Origin of the sequence: Rhodovulum visakhapatnamense (genome assembly GCF_004365965.1) — a bacterium.
Taxonomy (GTDB): Bacteria; Pseudomonadota; Alphaproteobacteria; order Rhodobacterales; family Rhodobacteraceae; genus Rhodovulum; species Rhodovulum visakhapatnamense.
Window position 1 is genome coordinate 167773 of sequence record NZ_SOEB01000007.1, and the last position, 21459, is coordinate 189231.

At 67.3% G+C, this 21459-nt stretch carries 22 protein-coding genes; 11 read left to right on the top strand and 11 right to left on the bottom strand.

Annotated features, from left to right (window positions below; all coding sequences use genetic code 11):
• Positions 1 to 29: 29 nt before the first annotated feature.
• From EV657_RS08720 to EV657_RS08735, 4 genes are all read right to left on the bottom strand, one after another.
• Positions 30 to 659 carry a LysE family translocator gene (locus EV657_RS08720; RefSeq protein WP_113668579.1) on the bottom strand — a complete coding sequence of 210 codons (630 nt, stop codon included), beginning with the start codon at positions 657 to 659 and terminating at the stop codon, positions 30 to 32.
• Positions 660 to 983: 324 nt separating this feature from the next.
• Positions 984 to 1448 carry a helix-turn-helix domain-containing protein gene (locus EV657_RS08725; protein ID WP_075785743.1) on the bottom strand — a complete coding sequence of 155 codons (465 nt, stop codon included), beginning with the start codon at positions 1446 to 1448 and terminating at the stop codon, positions 984 to 986.
• A 315-nt stretch (positions 1449 to 1763) separates the two neighbouring features.
• Entirely contained in the window at positions 1764 to 2297 is a 534-nt protein-coding gene (locus tag EV657_RS08730) for a TniB family NTP-binding protein (RefSeq protein WP_134077655.1), read from the bottom strand.
• A gap of 67 nt (positions 2298 to 2364) precedes the next feature.
• Positions 2365 to 2841, bottom strand: coding sequence for a hypothetical protein (locus EV657_RS08735; RefSeq protein ID WP_134077656.1), 477 nt, complete (start codon positions 2839 to 2841; stop codon positions 2365 to 2367).
• 130 nt (positions 2842 to 2971) lie between these two features.
• Between EV657_RS08735 and EV657_RS08740 the strand changes: the two genes are divergently transcribed.
• The gene (locus EV657_RS08740) at positions 2972 to 3346 is read left to right on the top strand and encodes a hypothetical protein (RefSeq protein ID WP_134077657.1); all 375 of its coding nucleotides are present in this window, start codon (positions 2972 to 2974) and stop codon (positions 3344 to 3346) included.
• Positions 3347 to 3497: 151 nt separating this feature from the next.
• Here the strand turns inward: EV657_RS08740 and EV657_RS08745 are convergent, their stop codons facing one another.
• Entirely contained in the window at positions 3498 to 4712 is a 1215-nt protein-coding gene (locus EV657_RS08745; RefSeq protein WP_113668587.1) for an acyl-CoA dehydrogenase, read from the bottom strand.
• 153 nt (positions 4713 to 4865) lie between these two features.
• Here EV657_RS08745 and EV657_RS08750 point away from each other — a divergent pair, with 153 nt between their 5' ends.
• From EV657_RS08750 to EV657_RS08775, 6 genes are all read left to right on the top strand, one after another.
• Positions 4866 to 5738: an AAA family ATPase gene (locus tag EV657_RS08750; protein WP_134077672.1), complete on the top strand. Its 873-nt coding sequence runs from the start codon at positions 4866 to 4868 to the stop codon at positions 5736 to 5738.
• A gap of 27 nt (positions 5739 to 5765) precedes the next feature.
• On the top strand, positions 5766 to 7034 hold the full coding sequence (locus EV657_RS08755) for a vWA domain-containing protein (protein ID WP_134077658.1): 1269 nt from the start codon (positions 5766 to 5768) through the stop codon (positions 7032 to 7034).
• A 320-nt stretch (positions 7035 to 7354) separates the two neighbouring features.
• Positions 7355 to 7912 carry a YeeE/YedE thiosulfate transporter family protein gene (locus EV657_RS08760; protein ID WP_134077673.1) on the top strand — a complete coding sequence of 186 codons (558 nt, stop codon included), beginning with the start codon at positions 7355 to 7357 and terminating at the stop codon, positions 7910 to 7912.
• A gap of 3 nt (positions 7913 to 7915) precedes the next feature.
• Positions 7916 to 8530, top strand: a complete 615-nt coding sequence (locus EV657_RS08765) for a DUF6691 family protein (protein ID WP_113668588.1) — start codon at positions 7916 to 7918, stop codon at positions 8528 to 8530.
• Positions 8531 to 8648: 118 nt separating this feature from the next.
• Entirely contained in the window at positions 8649 to 9629 is a 981-nt protein-coding gene (locus EV657_RS08770; RefSeq protein WP_134077674.1) for an XdhC family protein, read from the top strand.
• Positions 9629 to 10627 carry a molybdopterin-binding protein gene (locus tag EV657_RS08775; protein ID WP_113668589.1) on the top strand — a complete coding sequence of 333 codons (999 nt, stop codon included), beginning with the start codon at positions 9629 to 9631 and terminating at the stop codon, positions 10625 to 10627. Before EV657_RS08770 ends, EV657_RS08775 begins: the two co-directional genes overlap by 1 nt.
• Positions 10628 to 11236: 609 nt before the next feature.
• On the opposite strand, the gene EV657_RS08780 is transcribed toward EV657_RS08775, so the two are convergent.
• Both EV657_RS08780 and infC read right to left on the bottom strand, forming a co-directional pair.
• The gene (locus EV657_RS08780) at positions 11237 to 12580 is read right to left on the bottom strand and encodes a globin-coupled sensor protein (protein WP_075785754.1); all 1344 of its coding nucleotides are present in this window, start codon (positions 12578 to 12580) and stop codon (positions 11237 to 11239) included.
• Positions 12581 to 12752: 172 nt separating this feature from the next.
• Entirely contained in the window at positions 12753 to 13295 is a 543-nt protein-coding gene (infC, locus tag EV657_RS08785) for a translation initiation factor IF-3 (protein ID WP_075785755.1), read from the bottom strand.
• A 197-nt stretch (positions 13296 to 13492) separates the two neighbouring features.
• Between infC and EV657_RS08790 the strand changes: the two genes are divergently transcribed.
• Positions 13493 to 14305, top strand: a complete 813-nt coding sequence (locus tag EV657_RS08790; protein WP_134077659.1) for a hypothetical protein — start codon at positions 13493 to 13495, stop codon at positions 14303 to 14305.
• 79 nt (positions 14306 to 14384) lie between these two features.
• Here EV657_RS08790 and tpiA read toward each other — a convergent pair whose 3' ends face one another.
• The 3 genes from tpiA to EV657_RS08805 form a co-directional block, all read right to left on the bottom strand.
• Positions 14385 to 15143, bottom strand: a complete 759-nt coding sequence (gene tpiA, locus EV657_RS08795; RefSeq protein WP_075785757.1) for a triose-phosphate isomerase — start codon at positions 15141 to 15143, stop codon at positions 14385 to 14387.
• A gap of 132 nt (positions 15144 to 15275) precedes the next feature.
• Positions 15276 to 15641 carry a HesB/IscA family protein gene (locus tag EV657_RS08800; protein WP_075785758.1) on the bottom strand — a complete coding sequence of 122 codons (366 nt, stop codon included), beginning with the start codon at positions 15639 to 15641 and terminating at the stop codon, positions 15276 to 15278.
• A 95-nt stretch (positions 15642 to 15736) separates the two neighbouring features.
• Positions 15737 to 16099 (bottom strand): SUF system Fe-S cluster assembly protein, encoded by a 363-nt coding sequence (locus EV657_RS08805; protein ID WP_075785759.1) that lies wholly within the window; start codon positions 16097 to 16099, stop codon positions 15737 to 15739.
• 93 nt (positions 16100 to 16192) lie between these two features.
• Here EV657_RS08805 and EV657_RS08810 point away from each other — a divergent pair, with 93 nt between their 5' ends.
• Positions 16193 to 16525 (top strand): DnaJ family domain-containing protein, encoded by a 333-nt coding sequence (locus tag EV657_RS08810; RefSeq protein WP_134077660.1) that lies wholly within the window; start codon positions 16193 to 16195, stop codon positions 16523 to 16525.
• A gap of 10 nt (positions 16526 to 16535) precedes the next feature.
• Here EV657_RS08810 and EV657_RS08815 read toward each other — a convergent pair whose 3' ends face one another.
• Positions 16536 to 18575 (bottom strand): ATP-dependent helicase, encoded by a 2040-nt coding sequence (locus tag EV657_RS08815; RefSeq protein WP_134077661.1) that lies wholly within the window; start codon positions 18573 to 18575, stop codon positions 16536 to 16538.
• Between the two features lie 355 nt (positions 18576 to 18930).
• On the opposite strand from EV657_RS08815, the gene EV657_RS08820 reads away from it, so the two are divergent.
• Complete coding sequence (locus EV657_RS08820) at positions 18931 to 20817, top strand: methyl-accepting chemotaxis protein (protein WP_134077662.1); 1887 nt, start codon at positions 18931 to 18933, stop codon at positions 20815 to 20817.
• Positions 20818 to 21116: 299 nt separating this feature from the next.
• Positions 21117 to 21459 (top strand): IS5 family transposase (locus tag EV657_RS08825; RefSeq protein ID WP_134077663.1); only part of this gene is annotated, 343 nt, incomplete at its 3' end.

Consider the following 21459-nt stretch of genomic DNA (forward strand, 5'->3'; position numbering starts at 1 on the left):
CGGTCAGCGGAAAACCGCCCCGGGGCCGGTCAGGTGCGCGCCGCCGTCGCGGTCAGGGCCCCCATGCCGATCAGCGCGCCCCCCCCGGCCCGGGTCATCCAGCGCAGCACCGAAGGCCGCCGGATCTGCGCCCTGAGCCGGTCGGCCAGCAGCGCATAGCTCAGCGCGTTCAGCGCGGCGAGCCCGACGAATGTGGCGATCAGCGTCGCGAATTGCGGCGCCAGCGGCGCCTCGGGCCGCAGGAATTGCGGAACGAAGGCGATGAAGAACGCGATCGATTTCGGGTTCAACGCGGTGACCATCGCGGCATGGGCGAAAATCGCCCGGGCCGGGCGCTGCTCTGGCACGCCGCCGCTCTCCTCTTCCAGTGCCGCCGGGCGGCTCCGCAAAAGCTTGATCCCGAGCCAGACCAGGTAGGCCGCCCCCACCCATTTCAGCACCGAGAACAGCGTGGCCGAGGCCAGCACCAGCGCGCCCAGGCCGGCCAGAGAGGCCGTCATCGCGATCAGATCGCCCAGGGCCACGCCCAGGGCCATCGCCACGGCCACCCGCCGCCCCTGGCTCAGGGCATAGCTCAGCACAAGCAGGACCGTCGGGCCGGGGCTCATCAGAAGAAGGGCCGAAGCCGCAGCAAAGGCAAACCAGAGATCCAAGGGCATTGCGGGCACTCCTGCACGAAAAGGCACGGCTTCCACATACGCCGGTTTCAGCCCGAAACCCAGTGCGGCGAAGGGGCTGTCCTTCTTCTTGGCCGAAATACCCCGGGGGTCCGGGGGCAGAGCCCCCGGCTGACGCGGTTCAGATGGTTTGATACCGGGTCGAAAAAATATCAAGCCTTTTTATGTGCTTGCAATGGGGGGCTGGTTCACGAGGTTTAATACCGATGGGGCCGATTTGGGCCGGAAACGCCGCAAAACACCCAAAGGTGCAGTAAAAAATCCAATGATATCAATGGGAGCTTGCAGGGATCGTTAAGCTGAGACTTAACGCTTGATGGTCGTTGTCGCGGGCAAAATGCGGAAGTGCCGCCCAACGAATTGCCGGTGGACGTCGTCGGCTCGGTCAAGCGCAACGCGCATAGTGAAGTCCGAGAGCGCATCGGAACCGGGTTCGAGTTCGGCAAAGGTTCTTGAAAGCTCCGGGTCCGACTTGAGGTCGCGTAGAAGCTTGATGAACCCGTCAACGGCGGCTCGGTGGGCCGCCTTCTCCGTCATCTCATAGAACTCGCCGAATACCAGGGCATCCGTGCTGATATTCAACGCTCTCGCAAGCGAGGCTACCGCGACCGCGCGCGGCGAACTCGGTCCGGCCAGATACTTCTCCATGGCGCTTTTCGACACACCAGCCATACGGGCCATGTCCGCAACCGACAGCCCGCGCGCAGCCATAATCGACCGCAGGACGGGCGAGAGATCAAGGAGCGTGTAGGGCTCTTGTTCTGCGGCCATAGTCCGGATAACCTCATCCCAATATTGTAATCCGTAATTATTTACGGTATTCCGTAACTATTATACGAGTGCCCGAAGGGCAAGGCAAGAAACGAGGTGCTCCTTTGCCTATGGCGACCGCTTCAGAGCTCGGAGGGGCGGGTTCTATCCCAAGCAGCAAGCCCGCTTGCCTTGCCTCGCCTAGCTCAAGCGGAATGGCATCGAACCGCGCTCCAACGGCAACGTCTTCCTCTTCCCGGTTTCCGACCTGCCCGAGCCCGAGCGGCTGGCCTGGCAGCGCAAGACCTGCGACGAGCTGCACCTTGAGCCGGGCACCTATGACGAGGCGGCGCACGCGGCGTTCATGGAGGCGTCGCCCTCGCTGCGCGAACGGGCCGAGCGGAAGGCCGCGATGGCACGGCTTCTGGTCTCGCTCGCGGCCGAGGGCCACGGCTGAAGGTCATCGCGACCCCGGCCGTTGCGCTGCACCAGATACTGGGCCTCGTCTATAAGCAGCATCGACTCGAAACCGACCGCCTCGGCGATGCGCCGCCTCTCTTCGGGCAGGCGTCGGCCATTCGGGTCTTCGATATCCAGCAACCTGTAGAGTTCGTTCGCCAGGTTCCAGACGCCTCCTTCGCCTTGCACCGCGACGTGGATCAAGACGTTTTTGTGAGTGTTTTTGAAGCGGAACAAAGACTTGGTTATTCCAAGGCCGGGTGCGCCCGCGACCATTGTGAGCGCCGGAGGGTCCATGGCTCGGATGAGCTCCAGGGACCGAAGAATAATCTTGGACGCTTCGGTCTCGACCCAGCCGCCTATCTGTCGCGATGCGACTTCTGGCTTGGCAATCGGGATTACGTTGGTCATAGTCCTCTCCTGGTGAAGTGAGGGCCTCGGCCCTCTGCCAATGGCATGGGAGGCGTTGCAGCGCCTCTCATGCCGGTTTCCCGCCCTTCGACCGCTTGGCGGCAAGGAAGGCATCGAAATTCGACATGTACTCGTCTGGTTTGGCGGTCTCGGGCTCCGCAATGGTGGGACGTGGGTTCAGCGGCGGGCCGAAGCGGGCGCCGACCACTTTTCCGGGCCGTTCTGGACGTTCCGCCTTGTCCACATCGAGGGCGGCAAGCGCGGCCTCGAAACTCGCGTCGGTTATGTAGGTGTTGGCCGCAGCGACGGCCGCGCGCGCGGCATTGCGGTTGCGCGCGGCATCGCGAATGCCGTCAGCGCTGCCATGCGCGGCCTTAGAAGAGCCAAATGCCTGGCGTTTGGAGCGCGCGACTGCAAAGGTTGAGGAAGCCTTCCAGAAAGGGTATTCGACAACTCCGATGAAATCTTGGGCGCGTGTCCATGCGTGGCCGATGAAGCGGCCTTTGACCGCTTTGTTGCCTCGGCGGCTCCTGCCTATGCTCACTTGACGTCTTACGCTGTGACGGCCGCGCCACCGCGCACAAGAGTTTCCGCAGGTGCCTCAGTTTCGTCGGAAGCAGCCGATGTCGCACGTCAATTGGGTCTTTGGCCCGAAGCGCTGAGCGATTGATCAGATGGACGGCGTGTCGCTCCAGATCAGAACCGCTTGCGCAGTGGTCGGGCAGTTGAAGTTGCTTTTGGACCGGCTCGCGGACGCGCTCGATCAGGCAGAGGATGAACTCCGGGTCGACCCTTTGAGCGCGCATTCCAAGGGCGTTCAAATCGGCTTCCAGGACCTGCCGGAACCGTCTGACCATCGCCGCAATCACCGGCCCGGAAGACCCTCGAAGATCGAGACGGACCCTGAATTGCGTGCCTTTATCGAGGCGCGCATCGACCGCATGACGTTCGACGATATCGCGTCAGAGGTATCGCGCACATTTCCCGAAGGCCGCCGGGTCGCGAAGTCCGCAATCCACGCATGGTGGCAGCGCCGCAGACGCCGTTGACCTTGTGCCGGACGCCGCTGGGCCATCCCGGATAACCGGGGGACTGCCGGGTTCTTCCGGGATCAAACCTCGTGAACCACCGGTATCAAACCAACTGAACACTAACTCCGGCGCGCGCGATTCCGGCCCCGCGACGGGGTCTCAGGTGGCTTCAGAAAAAGGCCTGCAGCCCGGTCTGTGCGCGGCCGAGGATCAGTGCATGCACGTCATGCGTGCCCTCGTAGGTGTTCACCGTCTCGAGGTTCACCATGTGGCGGATCACCGGATAGCTCTCGGAAATCCCGTTGCCGCCATGCATGTCGCGCGCCGCCCGGGCGATCTCCAGCGCCTTGCCGCAATTGTTGCGCTTGATCAGACTGATCGCCTCGGGCGCGGCACGGGCCTCGTCCATCAGCCGCCCGACCTGCAGGCAGGCCGACAGCCCAAGCGCAATCTCGGTCTGCATGTCGGCAAGCTTCTTCTGGAACAGCTGCGTCGCGGCCAGCGGGCGGCCGAACTGACGCCGGTCGAGCCCATAGCTCCGCGCCGCATGCCAGCAGGCCTCGGCCGCGCCCATCACGCCCCAGGCAATGCCGTAGCGCGCCCGGTTCAGACAGCCGAACGGCCCCTTCAGCCCCTCGACCCCGGGCAAAAGCGCCTCTTCGCCGACCTCGACCCCGTCCATCGCGATCTCGCCGGTGGGCGAGGCCCGAAGCGACAGCTTGCCCTCGATCTTCGGCGCCGAAAGCCCGGCCATCCCCTTTTCCAGAACGAATCCGCGGATCTTGCCGCCATGGGCCTCGGATTTCGCCCAGACCACGAAGATATCGGCCATTGGCGCGTTCGAGATCCAGGTCTTGGTGCCGGTCAGCCTGTAGCCGGTGGCGGTCTTCTCGGCCCGGGTCTTCATGCTGCCCGGATCGCTGCCCGCCTCTGGTTCGGTCAGCCCGAAACAGCCGATCAGCGTGCCCTGCGCCAGCCCCGGCAGATAGCGCTGTCGCTGCGCCTCCGAGCCGTAGGCGTAGATCGGATAGATCACCAGCGAGGACTGCACCGACATCATCGAGCGATAGCCCGAATCGACCCGCTCGATCTCGCGCGCGACAAGGCCGTAGGTCACGTAAGACGCCCCAAGCCCGCCATATGCCTCGGGCAGCGTCACCCCCAGAAGCCCGGCCTCGCCCATCTCGCGGAAGAGTTCCGGCTCGACCGTCTCGTTGCGGAAGGCCTCGGTCACGCGGGGCTGCAGCCGGTCCCGGGCAAAGGCCCGCGCCGCGTCCCGCAGCATCCGTTCATCCTCGTCCAGCCGGTCCTCCAGCCGCAGCGGGTCCTCCCAGTCGAATCGCGCCAGCTCGGGCGCATCCTTCGGTTTCAGCGGACTCTCCAAGGCCGTTCCTCCTCCTTTAGGCTTATGGACGAGGCATAGCCTGCGCGGCAGGGTGAGGCAATCGCCGGTCCTGGGACGGGGGCCAGCGGAACGCTAAGGAGAAGGACAGGGCGGGTGGCAGAAGTGATCGGGTCCATCGATGCGGTGCAGGCGATGCTGGCGGGCCAGAACTATGTCTGCGGCCGCGCGCTCGGGACGGTGGCCTTTCTGGCGCTCAGGCTCGGGCGGCCGCTCTTTCTCGAGGGCGAGCCCGGCACCGGCAAGACCGAAATCGCCCGCGCCATTGCCGCAGCGCTGGGCCGTCGGCTGATCCGCCTGCAATGCTACGAAGGGCTCGATGCCGCGAGTGCGGTCTGCGAATGGAACTTCGCCGCGCAGATGATCGCGATCCGTACTGCCGAGGCCGCGGGCGGTGCCGACCGCGCCGGGCTGCAAGCCGAGCTCTTCGACGAACGCTACCTGATCGAACGGCCGCTATTGCAGGCGATGCGGCCCCAGCCGGGCGGCGCGCCCGTTCTGCTGATCGACGAAATCGACCGAACCGACGAACCTTTCGAAGCTTTCCTGCTGGAGGCGCTGGGCGATTTCCAGGTGACGATCCCCGAACTTGACACGATCCGCGCGGCCGAGCCGCCGATCGTCATCCTGACCTCGAACCGCACGCGCGAGGTCCATGACGCGCTGAAGCGGCGTTGCCTGTATCACTGGGTCGACTACCCCGATTTCGCCCGCGAGCTCGAGATCCTGCAGGCCCGCGCGCCCGAGGCGGCCGAAACCCTCAGCCGCGAGATCGTGGCCTTCGTGCAGCGGCTTCGCAGCGAGGATCTGTTCAAGAAGCCGGGCGTCGCCGAGACCATCGACTGGGCCAAATGCCTGCTCGCCCTCGACGTGATCGGCCTCTCGCCAGAAGTGATCGCCGACACCATCGGCGCGCTTCTGAAATACCAGGACGACATCCAGCGGCTCGAAGGCTCCGAGGCGCGGCGCCTTCTGGATGCGGTGAGGGCCGAACTTGCGACCGCCTGACCCTGCCGCGCCCCGGAGTGGATGAAGATGGCTGACTATCCCGCCCTCGGCATCCCCGACGAGGGGAAGCTCTCGCACAACATCCTTCATTTCGCGCGTGCCCTGCGCAAGGCAGGGCTGCCTGTCGGTCCCGGCCGGGCCATCGACGCCGTTCGCGCGGTCGAGGCGGCGGGCTTCACCGACCGGGCCGATTTTCACCATACCCTCGCCGCCTGTTTCGTGTCGCGCCCCGAGCATCGCGCGGTCTTCGACCAGGTGTTCCGGCTGTACTGGCGCGACCCGCGCTTTCTCGAACACATGATGAGCCTGATGCTGCCTGCGTTGCGCGGTGCCGCGGAAGAGCGCCGGGCGCGCCCGGCCGAGAAGCGCGCGGCCGAGGCGCTGCTGGATGGCGTGCCGCGCGATTTGTCCGATCCCGTCGAACCTGGACCCGAAGAGGACATCGAGATCGATGCGACCGGCACCCAGTCGGCACGCGAACGGCTCAAGAGCCTTGACTTCGAGCAGATGAGCACCGCCGAGACCGCCGAGGCGAAGCGGATGTTGTCCCGGCTGCGCCTGCCGGTGGCGCCCCTTGTGTCGCGCCGCAGCCAGGCCGCGCGGCACGGGCGGCTGCCCGATTGGCGCGGCACGATGCGCGCCTCCCTGCGCGCGGGCGGGGAGGTCCGCGATTTTTCGCAGAAAAATCGGCGCCCGCGCTGGCCCAATCTGGTGGTGCTTTGCGACATCTCGGGGTCGATGTCGCAGTATTCCCGCATGGTGCTGCACTTCCTGCACGCCGTCTTGAACGCCAGGGGTGCGGGCTGGGCGCGGGTCCATGCCTTCACTTTCGGTACCCGCCTGACCAACATCACCCGGCATCTCGCGACCCGCGACGTCGACGCGGCGCTTGCCGCGGCTGGGGCCGAGGCCCCCGACTGGGAGGGCGGCACCCGAATCGGCAGTGCCCTGCATGCCTTCAACCGCGACTGGTCGCGCCGGGTTCTCGGCCCCGGCGCGGTCGTGCTGCTGATTACCGACGGGCTCGACCGCGACGAGGCGGACATCCTGTCGCGAGAGATCGAGCGGCTGCATCTCTCGGCGCGCCGTCTCATCTGGATCAACCCGCTTCTGCGCTGGGACGGATTCGCGCCGAAGGCCCGGGGAATACAGGCGATGCTGCCCCATGTGGACTGCTTTCGCGCGGGCCATTCGATCCGCTCGCTGGAAGAGCTCGCCGAGGCCGTCTCCGAGGCCCGCGACACCGGCGAACGCGACCGATTGCTGGCCGCCATGCGACATTCCGGACCGGTTTGATCCAGATCAAAGTGACGGCCCGGCGAAAGATACATCTGACAGTCACTGTTTGCGGGCGGCGTCGGAACGTTCCCAGCCGGCGCCAGCAAGCCCGCAGCGAGTCCCTGTGTCTTTCCCAGCACAGGATTTCGGCATCAAAGGGGTCCTCCCTCCCCGGATGCCGGTCAGTGAAACGCCGTGGGCCCTCCCTCCCACGGCGTTTTTTGCGTTTCCCGTTTCCGTTTTTGTCACAGGCGATCCGTCTTGATCCGACTCGTCGCGCCCTGTCATTATATTCCAAACAGAGAATATAATGAGGGGAGTGAAATCCGGTGAAACCCATGCCACTCAACTGGAAGATCGGCGGCCCGCTCCTTGGGATCTTGGTCTTCCTGGCCGTGCTTCTGGCCAAGCCGATCGGCGTCTCGACCCAGTTCGTGGTGCTCGACGCCGTCCTGTGGAACCTCCAGCAGCCCGATGCGGGCATCGTCACGCAGACCGCCGAGGGCTTTACCTCGACCAATGCCTATCTGGCGAAATCGGGCGGGGCGCTGGCGGCCGAGGCGGGCAATCCGCTGACCTATCCCGTGGTCTTCGTTCTGGCGATGATGGTGGGGGCGTTCCTGTCCTCGCTGATCCGCTCGACCGTGCCGAAGGGCGAACGCAACGTGCCCGCCATGTACCGCGCCAATACCGGCGGCTTCTGGCCGCTGCGCTGGGTCCTGGCCTTCGCGGGCGGCGTGCTGGTGCTTTACGGCGCGCGGCTTGCGGGGGGCTGCACCTCGGGGCACATGATGTCGGGGATGATGCAGACCTCGATCTCGGGCTATGTCTTTGCCTTCGGGGCGTTTCTGACCGCCTTCCCGACGGCGATGGCGCTTCTGAAGAAGGAGGGCTAAGCTATGACCATGACCCTTGTCATCGCCGGGCTTCTGGGCGCGGCCTTCGGGGCGATGCTCGACCGGATCGGGGCCACGAACCCGAACTGGATCGCGAGGATGCTGACCCTGACCGATACCAACCTGATGAAGACCATCCTCGTGGCCATCGGCACCGCCTCGATCCTGATCTTCGCGGGGCAGATGTACGGGCTTGTCGATGTGGGCCACATGTCGGTGAAGGCGGTCCATGTGGGCGTGCTGCTGGGCGGGGCGATCCTGGGCTTCGGCTGGGCCATCGCGGGCTATTGCCCGGGCACCGGGCTGTGCGGGCTTGCGGTCGGCCGGATCGATGCGTTGTTCTTCGTGGCGGGCGGGCTCGTTGGCGCCGCGGGCTTCATGGTCAGCTATCCGTTCTGGGAGTCGATCGGGTTTCTGAACGGCGAGAAATGGACTCTGGGCGCCATTCCGGGGGCCGACTACCCCGCCGCGATCCCGGCGCTGCAGGGCGATCTGGCGGGCATCGTGATGGGGGCTGCCTTCATCCTTATCGCGATCCTTCTGCCGCGCCGGATCGTCGGACGGACGGCCGCCCGCGCCGCCGCTGCCGACGCCGCGAAGACCGCGCCCGCCGAATAGCCGGCCCCGGCCTCCCCGCCCGCCGGACCCCGGCGGGCGGGGGCGCCACCTTTTGCCTATTTCCCCCGGCGGCGCGGCCCCCCAATATCCGGTCCGAGGGAGGACACCATCCATGCAGATCGCAGACCATGACGCGATCCCCGAAGCCGCGCTCGAATGGCACAGGACGGGGCAGGGCGCGGTGCTGGCCACCGTGATCGAAACCTGGGGCAGCGCGCCGCGCCCGGTGGGCAGCCAGCTTGCGGTCTCGGGCGCGGGCGGCATGGCGGGCTCCGTTTCTGGCGGCTGCGTCGAGGGCGCGGTGATCGCCGAGGCGCTCGAGGCGCTGGGGGACGGCCGCCCCCGCCTGCTCGACTTCGGCGTCAGCGACGAGGACGCCTTTGCCGTGGGGCTCGCCTGCGGCGGCCGCATTCGTGTGCTGGTCGAGCCGGTGGGCGCGGCGCTGCCCGAGGCGCTTCTGGCCGATCTGGTCGCGGCCCGGGCCGCGCGCCGGGCGGTGGCCTATGTGGTCGAGACCGACAGCTGGGCCCGGCGTCTTGCGGGGCCCGGCGACCCGGACCTCGGGCCGGTTCTGGCCGACCGGATGCGCGCCGACCGCTCGGGCTTCGAGGGGGCGGCCTTCATCGCGATCCACAACCCGCCGCTGCGGCTTGCCGTGGTTGGGGCCGTCCATATCGCCCAGCCACTGGTGCAGATGGCGCGGCTGGCGGGCTTTGCCCCGGTGGTCATCGACCCGCGCCCGGCCTTCGGGTCCGAGGCGCGCTTTCCCGGCGAGCCCCTGATCGACGCCTGGCCCGACGAGGCCTTGGCGGGCCTCGGCCTCGATGCCCGCACCGCGGTCGTGACCCTGACCCACGATCCCAAGCTCGACGATCCGGCGATTCTGGCCGCGCTTCAGTCCGAGGCGTTCTATCTGGGCTGCCTCGGCTCGCCGCGCACCCATGCCAAGCGGGTCGAGCGGCTGCAGGCGGCCGGGGTGGCACCGGACCGGATCGCGGCGATCCACGCGCCGGTGGGGCTTGATATCGGGGCGCGATCGCCGGCCGAGATCGCGGTCGCGATCCTGGCCGAGATCGTCCAGCGGCTGAGGCGGGGTTGATGCGCTTCGGTCCGGTGCCGCCCGCCGAGGCCGAGGGCGCGATCCTCGCGCATTCGCTGACGCTGGCGGGGCGGCGGCTGCAGAAGGGCCGCATTTTGACGGCCGAGGATGGGGCGGCGCTGGCGGCGGCAGGCATCGCCTCGGTCACGGTCGCGCGCCCCGATCCGGACGACGTGACCGAGGATGCCGCGGCGGCGCGGCTGGCGGCAGCGCTGGTTCCGGACCCCTTGGCTGCGGCGCTCCGGATCGGACCGGCGGCGCGGGGGCGGGTCAACCTGCACGCGGTCGGCCCCGGGGTTGTCGGGCTCGACGCGGCGGCGGTCCAGGCGATCAATCGGGTCGATCCCGGCATCACATTGGCAACCCTCGCGCCGCTGGTCCGGGTCGCGCCCGGCATGCTGGTCGGTACCGTGAAGATCCTGCCCTATGCGGTGCCGGGGAGGGCGCTTGCGCTGGCCTGCCAGGCCGGGCGGTCGGCCGTCCGGGTGCATCCGGTGCAGCGGCGATCGGCGGGGCTGATCCTGTCCGAGGTGGCGGGGCAGAAGCCGGGCCTGACCGCCAAGGGCGCGGGTGCGGTCGAAGCCCGGCTGACGGCGCTGGGGATTTCTCTCGACGCGGTGCGGGTCGTGCCGCACGAGGCCGGGGCGATGGCCGCGGTGCTGGCCGATCTGCCAGGCGAAATCGGGTTGATCCTGACCGGCTCGGCCACTTCGGACCCGCGCGACGTGGGGCCCGAGGCGGTGCGCCTTGCGGGCGGGACGGTCGAACGGTTCGGCATGCCGGTCGATCCGGGCAATCTGTTGTTTCTGGGGGCGCAGGGCGGGCGGCCGGTGATCGGCCTGCCGGGTTGTGCCCGCTCGCCCGCGCTGAACGGCGCCGACTGGGTGCTGGAGCGGGTGGCCTGCGGCATCGAGGTCGATGCCGCTGCCATTGCCGACATGGCGGTGGGGGGGCTCTTGAAAGAGATCCCGTCGCGTCCGCAGCCGCGAGAGGCCTGAGCCCGGGGACGGGCCGCGCCCGGGTCCGGAATTGTTCCGGTCATCGGCATCTGCCGATCGAAACCGTCAGGTGCGAGGGCGCCATCTCTCGGTTTCCGAACGCCCTTCGGCTCAGCACGGCGAAAGGCCCGCTTTGACACGGCTCGCTTTTCCGGTCCCCGAGGGCGCCGTTCTGGGCCTGACAGACGCGTCGCGCTGTCCCGGGCGAGCCGGGCCACGCCCCCCGGATCGGGTTCTCGGAAGCCGCTGCTGCAAGAGCCGGACCGGGCGGCGCTTCGATTGGGAAGACCTGGGTGGTGTGCGGATATCGGAGGCCGTCTCTGTCGCGATTTGCAGGTCGCCCCGGATCTGCGCCATGCAGGAGTTCCTGCGGATCTGATGCGTCGATCACGCCGGTCTTTTGCGCGATGCGCTCCGTCGCCTGGCTGCCTTCGTTTGCGGGACCGACGCAGGCCGCAGCAGTTTGAAAAGGGGACGCTGGCTGTCTGCGGTCGCGCACCGGCGTGGGCTTTGAGGCCAAGCGTGGTTGGGGCGCGGCCCATGCCGCCCCCGGCGGACGGACGGCGTCGGCGATTGGGACGCGCATACGCCCGGCTGCTTGGCCTCCGATCAGGCGGCGCGGAGCGCGACGAGGAAGCTCCGGACCTTGTCAGACAAGGTGCCCGCCTCGCCCGATACGGTGCCGACCGCGTCCTTGAGCGCCATCGACGTGTCGCCAGACCGTTCCACCCGATGCGAGACGTCGTGGATCATCTGGGCCATGTCGGTGGTGCTGGAGGCCGTCGACTCGGCATGCTGGGAGATATGCTGGGCGGCCTGGGTCTGTTCGGCCACCGCGACGCGGATGCTGTCCGAGAACGACCTGACCCGGCTGACGCAGTCGCTGATGCCGGTCATGCGGGTGCCCATCAGCTGGGTTTCGGACTGGATCCGCTTGATCCGGTCGTTGATCGAACTGGTCGCCTGGCTGATCCGTTCGGCCAGGGCCTTGACCTCGAAGGCGACGACGGCAAAGCCCTTGCCCGCGTCGCCCGCGCGCGAGGCCTCGACCGTCGCGTTCACCGCCAGAAGATTGGTCTGCTTGGCAATCTCGGCGATCAGGTTCACCACCTCGCCGATTTCCTCGGCCGCGGATTGCAGGCTTTCGACCTGTTCCGATGAGGCCTCGGCCTCTTCCATCGCGTTGGCCGAGGCCGAGGCGGCGTTGTTCACATCCTGGGTGATCGACGTGATCGAGGCGGACAGCTCATCGATTGCCGAGGCGACGGATTGTGCGCTGGTGGCGATCCGCGAGGCGTTGTCCGACAGCGAGTCGGCACCTTGACGGGCGCGGGAAATCTCTGTGTTCATGGTGCCCGCCGCATCGTCGAGGCGGCGCATCGAGGTCGACAGCACATCCGTGATGCGGCCGATGTCGTCCTCGAAATTGCGGCCCAGCGTCGAAAGCCGGGCCTCGTATTCCTCGGCCTGCGCGGCGAAAAAGCCGGAGTTCGCGACCTCGGTATCCAGCATCAGCACCCGCGACAGGGCGTCCATGTACGGGGTCGGGTCGCCGCGGCCCAGGAAGGATTTCCTGCGCACCTCGGCCATGATCAGACCCTGAAGCGCCAGACCGACCCGGGCATAGGCCGCAGTATAATGGCTGATCGGCAGGCCGATCCGGTGGTGGACCCGGCCGATCTTTTCCGCACTTTCGAAATAAGTCTGCGAGAAGTTCGAGCTGAACATGAGAATCCAGTGCTCTTTCTGCTTCTTGCGGGCATGCGCGCGCAGCGCTTCGGTCGTGAAATACGCGTCCCAGTCAGGGGTGTTGGCGATGTCTTCATAGAAACTCGCCAGCACCGCATCGAGATGCGGCAGCAGGATCTTGCCGACCTCGGCAACGCGCTCGCGTGTCTGCCCCTGAAGCCCATAGGCCCAAAGACGTGCCGGCTGACGTTTCTTTTCGGCCATGACGCTGACGGTCTCCCTGTTGCGCAAGCGGATGCGATGAGACTATCCGTCGCGACAGTTGACCCAACGTTACCTTCGCCGAGATAAGGAGAATTATAACGAAAAAGCCGCCCCGAAGGGCGGCCGATCGCTGGACGGGCGGGTTTTGTTATTTGGTCACTTGGCCGGTTGGTTACTTGGCCGGTCCGATCATCATCACCATCTGGCGGCCTTCCAGCTTGGGCATGTTCTCGACCTTGCCGATTTCCTTGACGTCCTCGGCCACCCGCTCCAGCAATTCGCGCCCGAGATTCTGGTGCGCCATCTCGCGACCGCGGAACCGCAGCGTCACCTTCACCTTGTCGCCGCTCTCGAGGAACTTGATGACCGAGCGCATCTTGACTTCGTAGTCATGGCTGTCGGTGTTGGGGCGGAACTTGATTTCCTTGACCTCGATCACCTTCTGCTTCTTGCGGGCCTCGGATTCGCGCTTTTGCTGTTCGTACTTGAACTTGCCGAAATCCATGATCTTGCAGACCGGCGGCGTGGCATTGGGAGAAATCTCGACCAGATCGAGCCCGGCCTGTTCGGCCAGTTCCATGCCGCGGGCGGGGGCCACGACTCCGAGGTTTTCGCCCTCGGCGCCGATCAGGCGGATTTCCGGGCAGCGGATGCGTCCGTTGATGCGAGGGCCGGTATCGCGCGTTGGCGGCGCGTTGTGAGGTCGGCGGGCTATGGTGTCGCTCCTTGGATCGTTGCAATTGAGTAGGGTCCAAGTTACCGCCGAGGCGGGCGCGCTTCAAGGCGGTTTTCCGTCTGCGGGCAAGGCTCTGGGGCCTGCGGCGACGGGCCGGTTTGCCGCAGGCTGGGTGCTTGGGACAAGCTTCGGGGCGAGGGCCGGGGCAGGACGCTCCGGCGGCAGAGGAGGATAGGATGAAAAAGGCTCTTGCAGCGATCGTCATTCTCGCCGCTTTCGGGCTGGGCGGGTTCATTTGGTATCTGGGCAACATGGCCGGTCCCGGGGCGAAGACCGCCGCCACACCCGCATCCGAAGAGGCTGTGCCCGCGCCGCCGGAGGCGGCACCGGACGCGGCCGAGGCAGATGCCGGGCCAGTAGAGGTCCCGGCCGCAGAGACGCAGGCCGATGCGCCGCAGGATGAGGCCGCGGCCGGGCCGCAGACCGGCGCGGGCATGGTCTCGGCCGATGACGACATGAGCGTCGGCGAGGAGACGCAGCCCGAGACGTCCGAGACCCCAGAGGAGACCGGGACCCCGGAGGAGACCGAGGCGGTCGGCTCGGGCGATGGCAGCGTCGAGGCGGCGGCTCCCGACGACGGGACCGGCACTGAGGCCGCCGTGCCGCAAGACCTCCCGGACGCAAAGGCGTCGGACGGGGACGCTCCGGCGGCAGAAAGAGACCCTGCCGCCGCGGCACCGGGCGCCGGTGACGCGGGCGCCGAGGCACCGGAGACGGCCGTCCCCGAGGGGGCCGACCCGGCCTCCGAAGCGCAAGCCCCTTCAGCGGAAGCGCCCGCAGCCGAGGAGACGCCCGGGGCAGGGGCGGCCTTGCCCTTTGCGCTGACCGAGGGCGGGTTCGATGCCGCGGCGGTGGCCGAACTGATCGCCGCCTCGGATCTTCCCGAGGACGAGAAGGCGCTGTTGACCGCCGCGGCCGAGGGCGCGGCAGATGCGCCGGTTCTGGTGCCGCCGGTCGTGGCCCAGATCCGCGCGGCTCTGGGCTACTGACGCCGCCGGAGGCTCGACCGAAAGCGAAACGCCCGGCCGCAGGGCCGGGCGTCTTTGTTTGGCGGGACGGCTGTCCTGCTCAGGCGGCCGGGGCGGCCTCGAGTGCCGCGATGATCGCCGAGAAATCCGAAGCCTTCAGCGAGGCGCCGCCGACCAGTGCGCCGTCGACATTCGAGGTCGCGAAGATTTCGGCCGCGTTGCCGGGCTTGACCGACCCGCCATACAGCAGCCGGATGCCGTCGGCCGTAGCGCCGAAGCGGTCTTTCAGCGCGGCGCGCAGGCTGTCATGGACCTCGGCGATCTGTTCGAGCGTCGGCACCCGGCCGGTGCCGATGGCCCAGACCGGCTCGTAAGCCACGACCAGCGTTTCGGCGGAGACGCCCGCATCGGGCAGCGACCCGGCCAGTTGTGCGCCGACCACGGCCAGCGTCTCGCCCGCGTCGCGCTGAGCTTCGGTCTCGCCGACGCAGACCACCGCCGCAAGACCCGCGGCCAGCGCGGCCTCGGTCTTGGCGCGGATCAGCGCGTCGGTTTCGCCATGATCGGCGCGGCGCTCAGAATGGCCGAGGATCACGTAGCTTGCCCCGGCATCGGCCAGCATCTCAGCCGAGATGTCGCCGGTATGGGCGCCCGAGACCAGCGGATGGCAATCCTGCCCGCCGACCGCGACCTTCGAACCATGGACCGAATCCGCCATCCGGTCGAGCAGCGTGGCAGGGGGGCACAGCAGGATGTCGATTCCGGGAGCGGGATGGGCCGCGGCCAGCGCGACCGCCTCGCCAAGCGCGCCGCTCAGCCCGTTCATCTTCCAGTTTCCGGCCGCCAGCTTCCTGCGCATGCGCTCACTCCCTCGTCGCTGATGATGATTCCGGCCTTCCTAGGCGATTTCCCGGCCGGGCGGAACGGCCCTTTTCCGCGCAAGCGAGGCGCGCCGGACGGCGCGGGGCCGCAACATGCGGAGGAGAGGCGATCAGCCCTCGGCGGCGTCGGTTTCGCGGAACTTGATCGATTCGCCGCAGCCGCAGGCATCGACCACATTGGGGTTGCGGAACTTGAACCCCGATTCCAGCAGCGAGGTCTCGTAGTCGATTTCGGTGCCAAAGAGGAACATCTGCGCCATCGGCGCGATGGCGACCCGGGCGCCGTCCTGCTCGACGATCTCGTCCATCGGATCGAGCTCGGCGACATAGTCCATGGTGTATTCCATGCCCGCGCAGCCGCCCTTCTTGACGCCGATGCGCAGGCCCTGGGCGTTCTGCTGGTCCATCAGGCGCGCGACCTCGGCCGCCGCGGCGGGGGTAAGGCTGACAGCCTGTTTTCCGGGAATGGCGAACATTGGATACCTCGTTTCCTTCGGTGCCAAGCTAGGGCGGGGCGGGCATCCTGCAAGAGCCCGGACCCTGACCGGCAAGGGCAGGCGGCGCGGCCGCGCTACATGAAGCCCAGTTCCAGCCGCGCCTCGTCGGACATCATGTCCATGCCCCAGGGCGGGTCCCAGGTGATGTCGACCTCGACCCGGTTCACGCCCGGCAGCGGCTCGACCGCCTCCTGCAGCCAGCCGGGCATGTCGCCCGCCACCGGACAGCCGGGCGCGGTCAGCGTCATGGTGATGCGCACCACGTTCTCGGGGTCGATGGTGATGGTGTAGATCAGGCCCAGATCGTAGATATTGACCGGGATCTCGGGATCGTAGACGGTACGGCAGGCTTCGACGACCTGTTCGTACAGCGGATGGTCGGTGGTCGAGGGCTCGATGAGCGGCGTGCCTTCAAGCTTTCCCTGCGGCTCGGTCATGACGGCTCCTGTAATTCCTACCAATTATATAAGGAATGGAAAAACCGCCGTCCAGAGGCGGAATGGGGGCGGGGCCTGCGGCGGAGGGATGCGATGTCGTGGATGTCGAGACTGGTCGAGCGGCGGATCCTGCAGGCGCAGGCCCGCTGCCAGTTGCAGGGGCTGGCGGGCGAGGGCGCACCGCTGCCCGACCGGCCGGGCGATGCCTTCGTCGGCGCAGCCGAGGCGGCAGGCTTCCGGATCATGGCCGAGGCGGGCGCTCTGCCGGAAGAAATCTCGCTGAAAAAGCAGGTTCTTGCCTGCAGGACCCGGTTGACGGCGCTGACCGATCCGGCAGAGCGGAAGGCCGCGATGGCCGAACTGGCCGATCTGCAGATGCGCCAGGCCATCGCCGAAGAGGCGCGGCGCCGGTTTCTGTCTTTCTGAGCGGGTCGGGTCAGGCCCACATGTCGCGCATGCGGCGGCGCAGGTCGAGCCGGGGCGCTTCGGTCCCGTCTGCCGGTTCGTCGGGGCCGGGCGGGTCCTGCCAGTAGACCTGCTCGAACTGGCTCAGGATCGAGTCGGGGATGAAGCGGGTCCGCCGGGCATAAAGGTGGCGGTCGCCGAACCGGGCCTGCTGGGTGACATGGAATTTCAGCGGCACTCCCAGGGCGAGGCTGTCTTTCGCGCGGGTCATCGCCACGTATAGAAGCCGCCGTTCCTCCTCGATCTCGGCCTCCGATCCGGTGCCCAGATCGGACGGGATGCAGCCGTCGACCGCATTCAGCACGAAGACCGACCGCCATTCCTGGCCCTTGGCGGAATGGATCGTCGACAGGATCAGATAGTCGTCGTCGCGCAGCGGCACGCCCGCCTCGGCGCTGGTGGCCTCGGGCGGATCGAGGGTCAGGTCGGTCAGGAACCGGGCGCAGTCGGGATAGCCCGCCGCGATCCGTTCAAGCTGTTCCAGATCGGCGCGGCGGCTGTCGGCATCCTCGTAAAGCCGGTCCAGATGCGGGGCATACCAGGCGCGGGCGGCGCCGATCAGGTCCGGCCATCCGGCGGGCGCGGTCATCAGCTCGACCAGCGCGGGCCAGTCGGCGGCGGCCCGGGGCGGAGGGGCCAGACGGCGCAGCGCCTCGGCCGGGGCAGGCGCCGCCTCCAGCGCGTCAAGCACCCGCGCGGCGGTGCCGGGGCCGATCCCGGGCACAAGCTGCAACATCCGAAAGCCCGAGACCCGGTCGCGCGGGTTCTGCCGAAGCCGCAGCACCGAGAGCAGGTCCTTGACATGGGCGGCCGACAGGAACTTGAGCCCGCCGAACTTGACGAAGGGCAGATGGCGGCGGGTCAACTCGATCTCCAGCTCGGCCGAATGGCTCGAGGTGCGGAACAGCACCGCCTGATCCTTCAGCCTCAGCCCGGCCTCGCGCGCGGCCAGGATGCGCCCGGCGACATGGCGGGCCTGGTCGCGGCCGTCGCGAAGGGTGACCAGCTGCGGCTTGCTGCCGCCCGCGCGGTCGGTCCAGAGATCCTTGGCGAAGCGTTCGCGCGCCTGCCCGATCACCGCATTGGCGGCGGCAAGGATCGGCCCGGTCGAGCGGTAGTTGCGGTCGAGCGCGATCACCGTGGCGGGCGGTTCGAAGGCCTTGGGGAAGTCGAGGATGTTGCGCACCGTCGCGGCGCGGAAACCGTAGATCGCCTGGGCGTCGTCGCCGACCACGGTCAGCCCGCGCCCGTCGGGTTTCAGCGCCATCAGGATCCGCGCCTGCAGCCGGTTGGTGTCCTGATATTCGTCGATCAGGACATGGTCCCATTGCCCCCCGGCCCAGCGCGCGAAACTCTCGTCTTCCATCGCCTGCGCCCAGGCCAGCAGCAGGTCGTCGTAATCCAGCACATTCTGCGCCTGCTTGGCCGCGACATAGGCGCCGAAAAGCCGTTTCAGGTCGTTCTCCCAGGGCAGACACCAGGCAAAGCGGTCGGCCAGCACCTCGGGCAGCGGGCTTCCCGCATTCACGCAGCGCGAATAGATCGCAAGGCAGCTGCCCTTGGCCGGAAAGCGTTTTTCGGTCGAGGAGAGGCCCAGACCGTGCCGGGCGAGGTTCATCAGATCGGCGCTGTCCTCGCGGTCGTGAATCACGAAATCGGGGTCGAGCCCCAGTCGGCCCGCATTCTCGCGCAAGAGCCGGGCGCCGATGGCATGGAATGTCCCCGACCAGCATAGCGCCCCCGCAGGCCAGGCGCGGTCCGACCCGGCCAGCAGCCGCTCGACCCGGCGGGTCAGCTCCTGCGCGGCCATGCGCGAAAAGCTCATCAGCAGGATCCGGCCCGGATCTGCGCCCCCGGCCAACAGATGAGCCACCCGGTGCGCCAGGGTGCGCGTCTTGCCAGACCCCGCCCCGGCGATGACCAGAAGCGGTCCCGCGCCCTCGGGCCCGTGACTCGCAGCCGCGCGCTGCCGGTCGTTCAGACCGGCGAGATGCCCGCCGTGATCCAGCATGCCCCTGCCCATCGTCTCTTGCCGGACGAGTCTAGCGCGATTGGAACAATCATGGAACACCGAAAGACGCCGCAGTCCCGTCCAGGCCGGGGAGCCTCTTGAAACCGCCCGAAGTGAGGGCAAGATTCGCTTTTTCGTTTACCAAGCGTCAATTCTGGTCGGCGAAACAGGACGGGATCGGCTTGTGCCTGGATTTGGGGCCGGTCCGGGGACGGGCGCTGAACGATCGGATTAGCGGCCGTTCCGGTGCGGCCGCGGTGGTTGCGTTTCGGCATGGGGCGGGACGGGCGCCACGACAGATATTCGGGCCGGTGCGGGCAGGGCCGCGGTGCCGGCCCCTTCGGGAGACGGCACGATGCGCCTCAGCAAGCTATCCTTGAAAGTCGTCCTGACGCTGGGTACGGGCTTGCTCGTTCTTGTGCTGTGCATCGTCCAGGGGGTGGTGCTTCAGCGCCAGACCGCCGTGGCGATGCGCGAGGCAGCGCAACAGCGCCAGACCACGTCGCTGCGTATCCTGATCGACCAGTTCGACGACCATTTCGGCGGCATCGGGTTCGAAACCGCGCCCGACGGCACGGTCAGCCGGGTGACCTGGGACCGCTTGCCCGAAGTGACGGATAACGCGCTGATCGACCATGTGGGCGGATTGTCGGGCGAAACCGCGACCCTTTTCGCCTGGGATGCGGCCAGCGACGACTTCGTGCGGGTGTCGACCAACATCCAGAAGCCCGACGGAACGCGCGCTGTGGGCACGCCGCTCGGTCAGGACAATCCGGTCAGGGCGGCAGTGATGCAGGGCCAGACCTACAGCGGAGAGGCGATCATCCTCGGTCGGCCGTTCCTGACTGTCTATCAGCCGATCATGGGGTCCGATGGCCAGCCGGTCGGGATTTTCTATGTCGGCATCGACCGCAGCCGGATCGACCATGCGATTGCCGTGCAGCGTCAGACCGGGCTGGCCGTGACCGCGGTGCTGATCACGGTCGCCATGGCGGTGCTGCTGCTGATGCTGCGAATGCTGCTGCGGCCGCTCGGCGATCTTGGCGACGCGTTCGAACGGATGGCGGGCGGCGATCTCGAGACCGAGGTGCCGCATGCGCATCGGCATGACGAGATCGGCGCGATCGCCGACCGGGCCGATGCCTTCCGCATCAAGCTGAAGGCGGCGCACCTGCTCGACGAGGAAGCGCGCCAGCGCCAGAAGGAAGAGGCGCATGTGGTCCAGACCCTGCGCGCCGGGCTGGAGCGGATGGCCTCGGGCGATCTGTCCCACTCGCTGGAAGAGCCGTTCCCGCACAATTACGAAGGGCTGCGGACGGATTTCAACGCCACCATCGATACGCTGAACGACCTGATCGGTATCGTTGCCGAAAACGCGGCCGAGATCCGGACCCGCACCGACGAGATCAGCACCGCCGCGGACGAGCTTTCGCACCGGACCGAGAATCAGGCCGCGACCCTCGAAGAGACCGCCGCGGCGCTGGACCAGATGACCTCGAGTGTGCGGACCGCAGCCGAAGGCGCGGCGGAGGTCGCCGAGGTGGTCAAGCGGGCGCGCAACCATGCCGAGGAAAGCGGCGTGGTGGTGAAGGACGCGGTCGGGGCCATGTCGCGCATCAAAAGATCTTCGGATGGAATCGGCCAGATCATCGGCGTGATCGACGACATTGCCTTCCAGACCAACCTGCTGGCGCTGAACGCAGGCGTCGAGGCGGCGCGCGCGGGCGAGGCCGGCCGCGGCTTTGCCGTCGTGGCGTCCGAAGTGCGGGCGCTGGCACAGCGCTCGTCCGAGGCAGCGCGCGAGATCAAGACGCTGATCTCGACCAGTTCCGACGAGGTCGAATCGGGTGTGGCGCTGGTCAATCGCACCGGCGAGGCGCTGACCGACATCGTCGAGCGTGTCGGCAACATCGCGGGCCTTGTGGCCGATATTGCAAGAGGCGCCGAGGAACAGTCGGTGGGGCTGGGCGAGATCAACGTTGGCGTTTCCGAACTCGACAAGGTCACGCAGCAAAACGCGGCCATGGTCGAAGAGGCAACAGCCGCGTCGACCACGCTGAACTCCGATGCCGCGACCCTGGAACGGCTTGTGGCGCGGTTCGATCTCAAGCGTCGGCCATCCGTCCACGGGACCGCACCCGCGCCGGCGCGCGGCCATCCCACAGCTGTCACCCCCGAACCGGTGCCAACGACCGCGCCCTTGCGCCAGGCGGTCAACGACGGTGGCTGGCAGGATTTCTGAGCGCGCCACCCGGTCCAAACCTCTTTGGAGGGCTTTGCCAAAGACAGTCTTGAAACGCCTCGCGCAGCGGGCGGCGTTCGACATATCGGCCGACCGTTCCTTCGCGTTCTGCAATTCAGGCCAGAGCCAGACCAGCCCGCTGGCCAGTTTCTGACCGAACGGACTTGCCAATACTGCGTCGCCGCGATCGAGGTGATCGGGGGGGGCGAATTCTTGAGGACCTGTGGGGTCCCTAGGCTCAGGATGCATTGATTTTCAACGCGCTGCGTGATTCACGGCCCGCAAAACGGAGCGGTGACATGAGCGACCTGTACTGGCTGACCAACGAGCAGATGGCCAAGCTTGCCCCTTTCTTCCCCAAATCCCACGGCAAGCCTCGGGTCGATGACAGACGGGTCATAAGCGGGATTATCTTCATCAATCGCAATGGTTTGCGCTGGCGCGACGCGCCCGAAGCCTACGGACCGCACAAGACGCTGTACAGCCGGTGGAAGCGTTGGAGCGCGAAAGGCATCTTCGCCAGGATGATGGCCGGGTTGGCGGCCGAACACGGCGAGCAGAAGACCGTAATGATCGATGCGACCTATCTGAAGGCGCACCGCACAGCGACCAGCATGGCCGCGAAAGAGGGGGGCCGCCCGA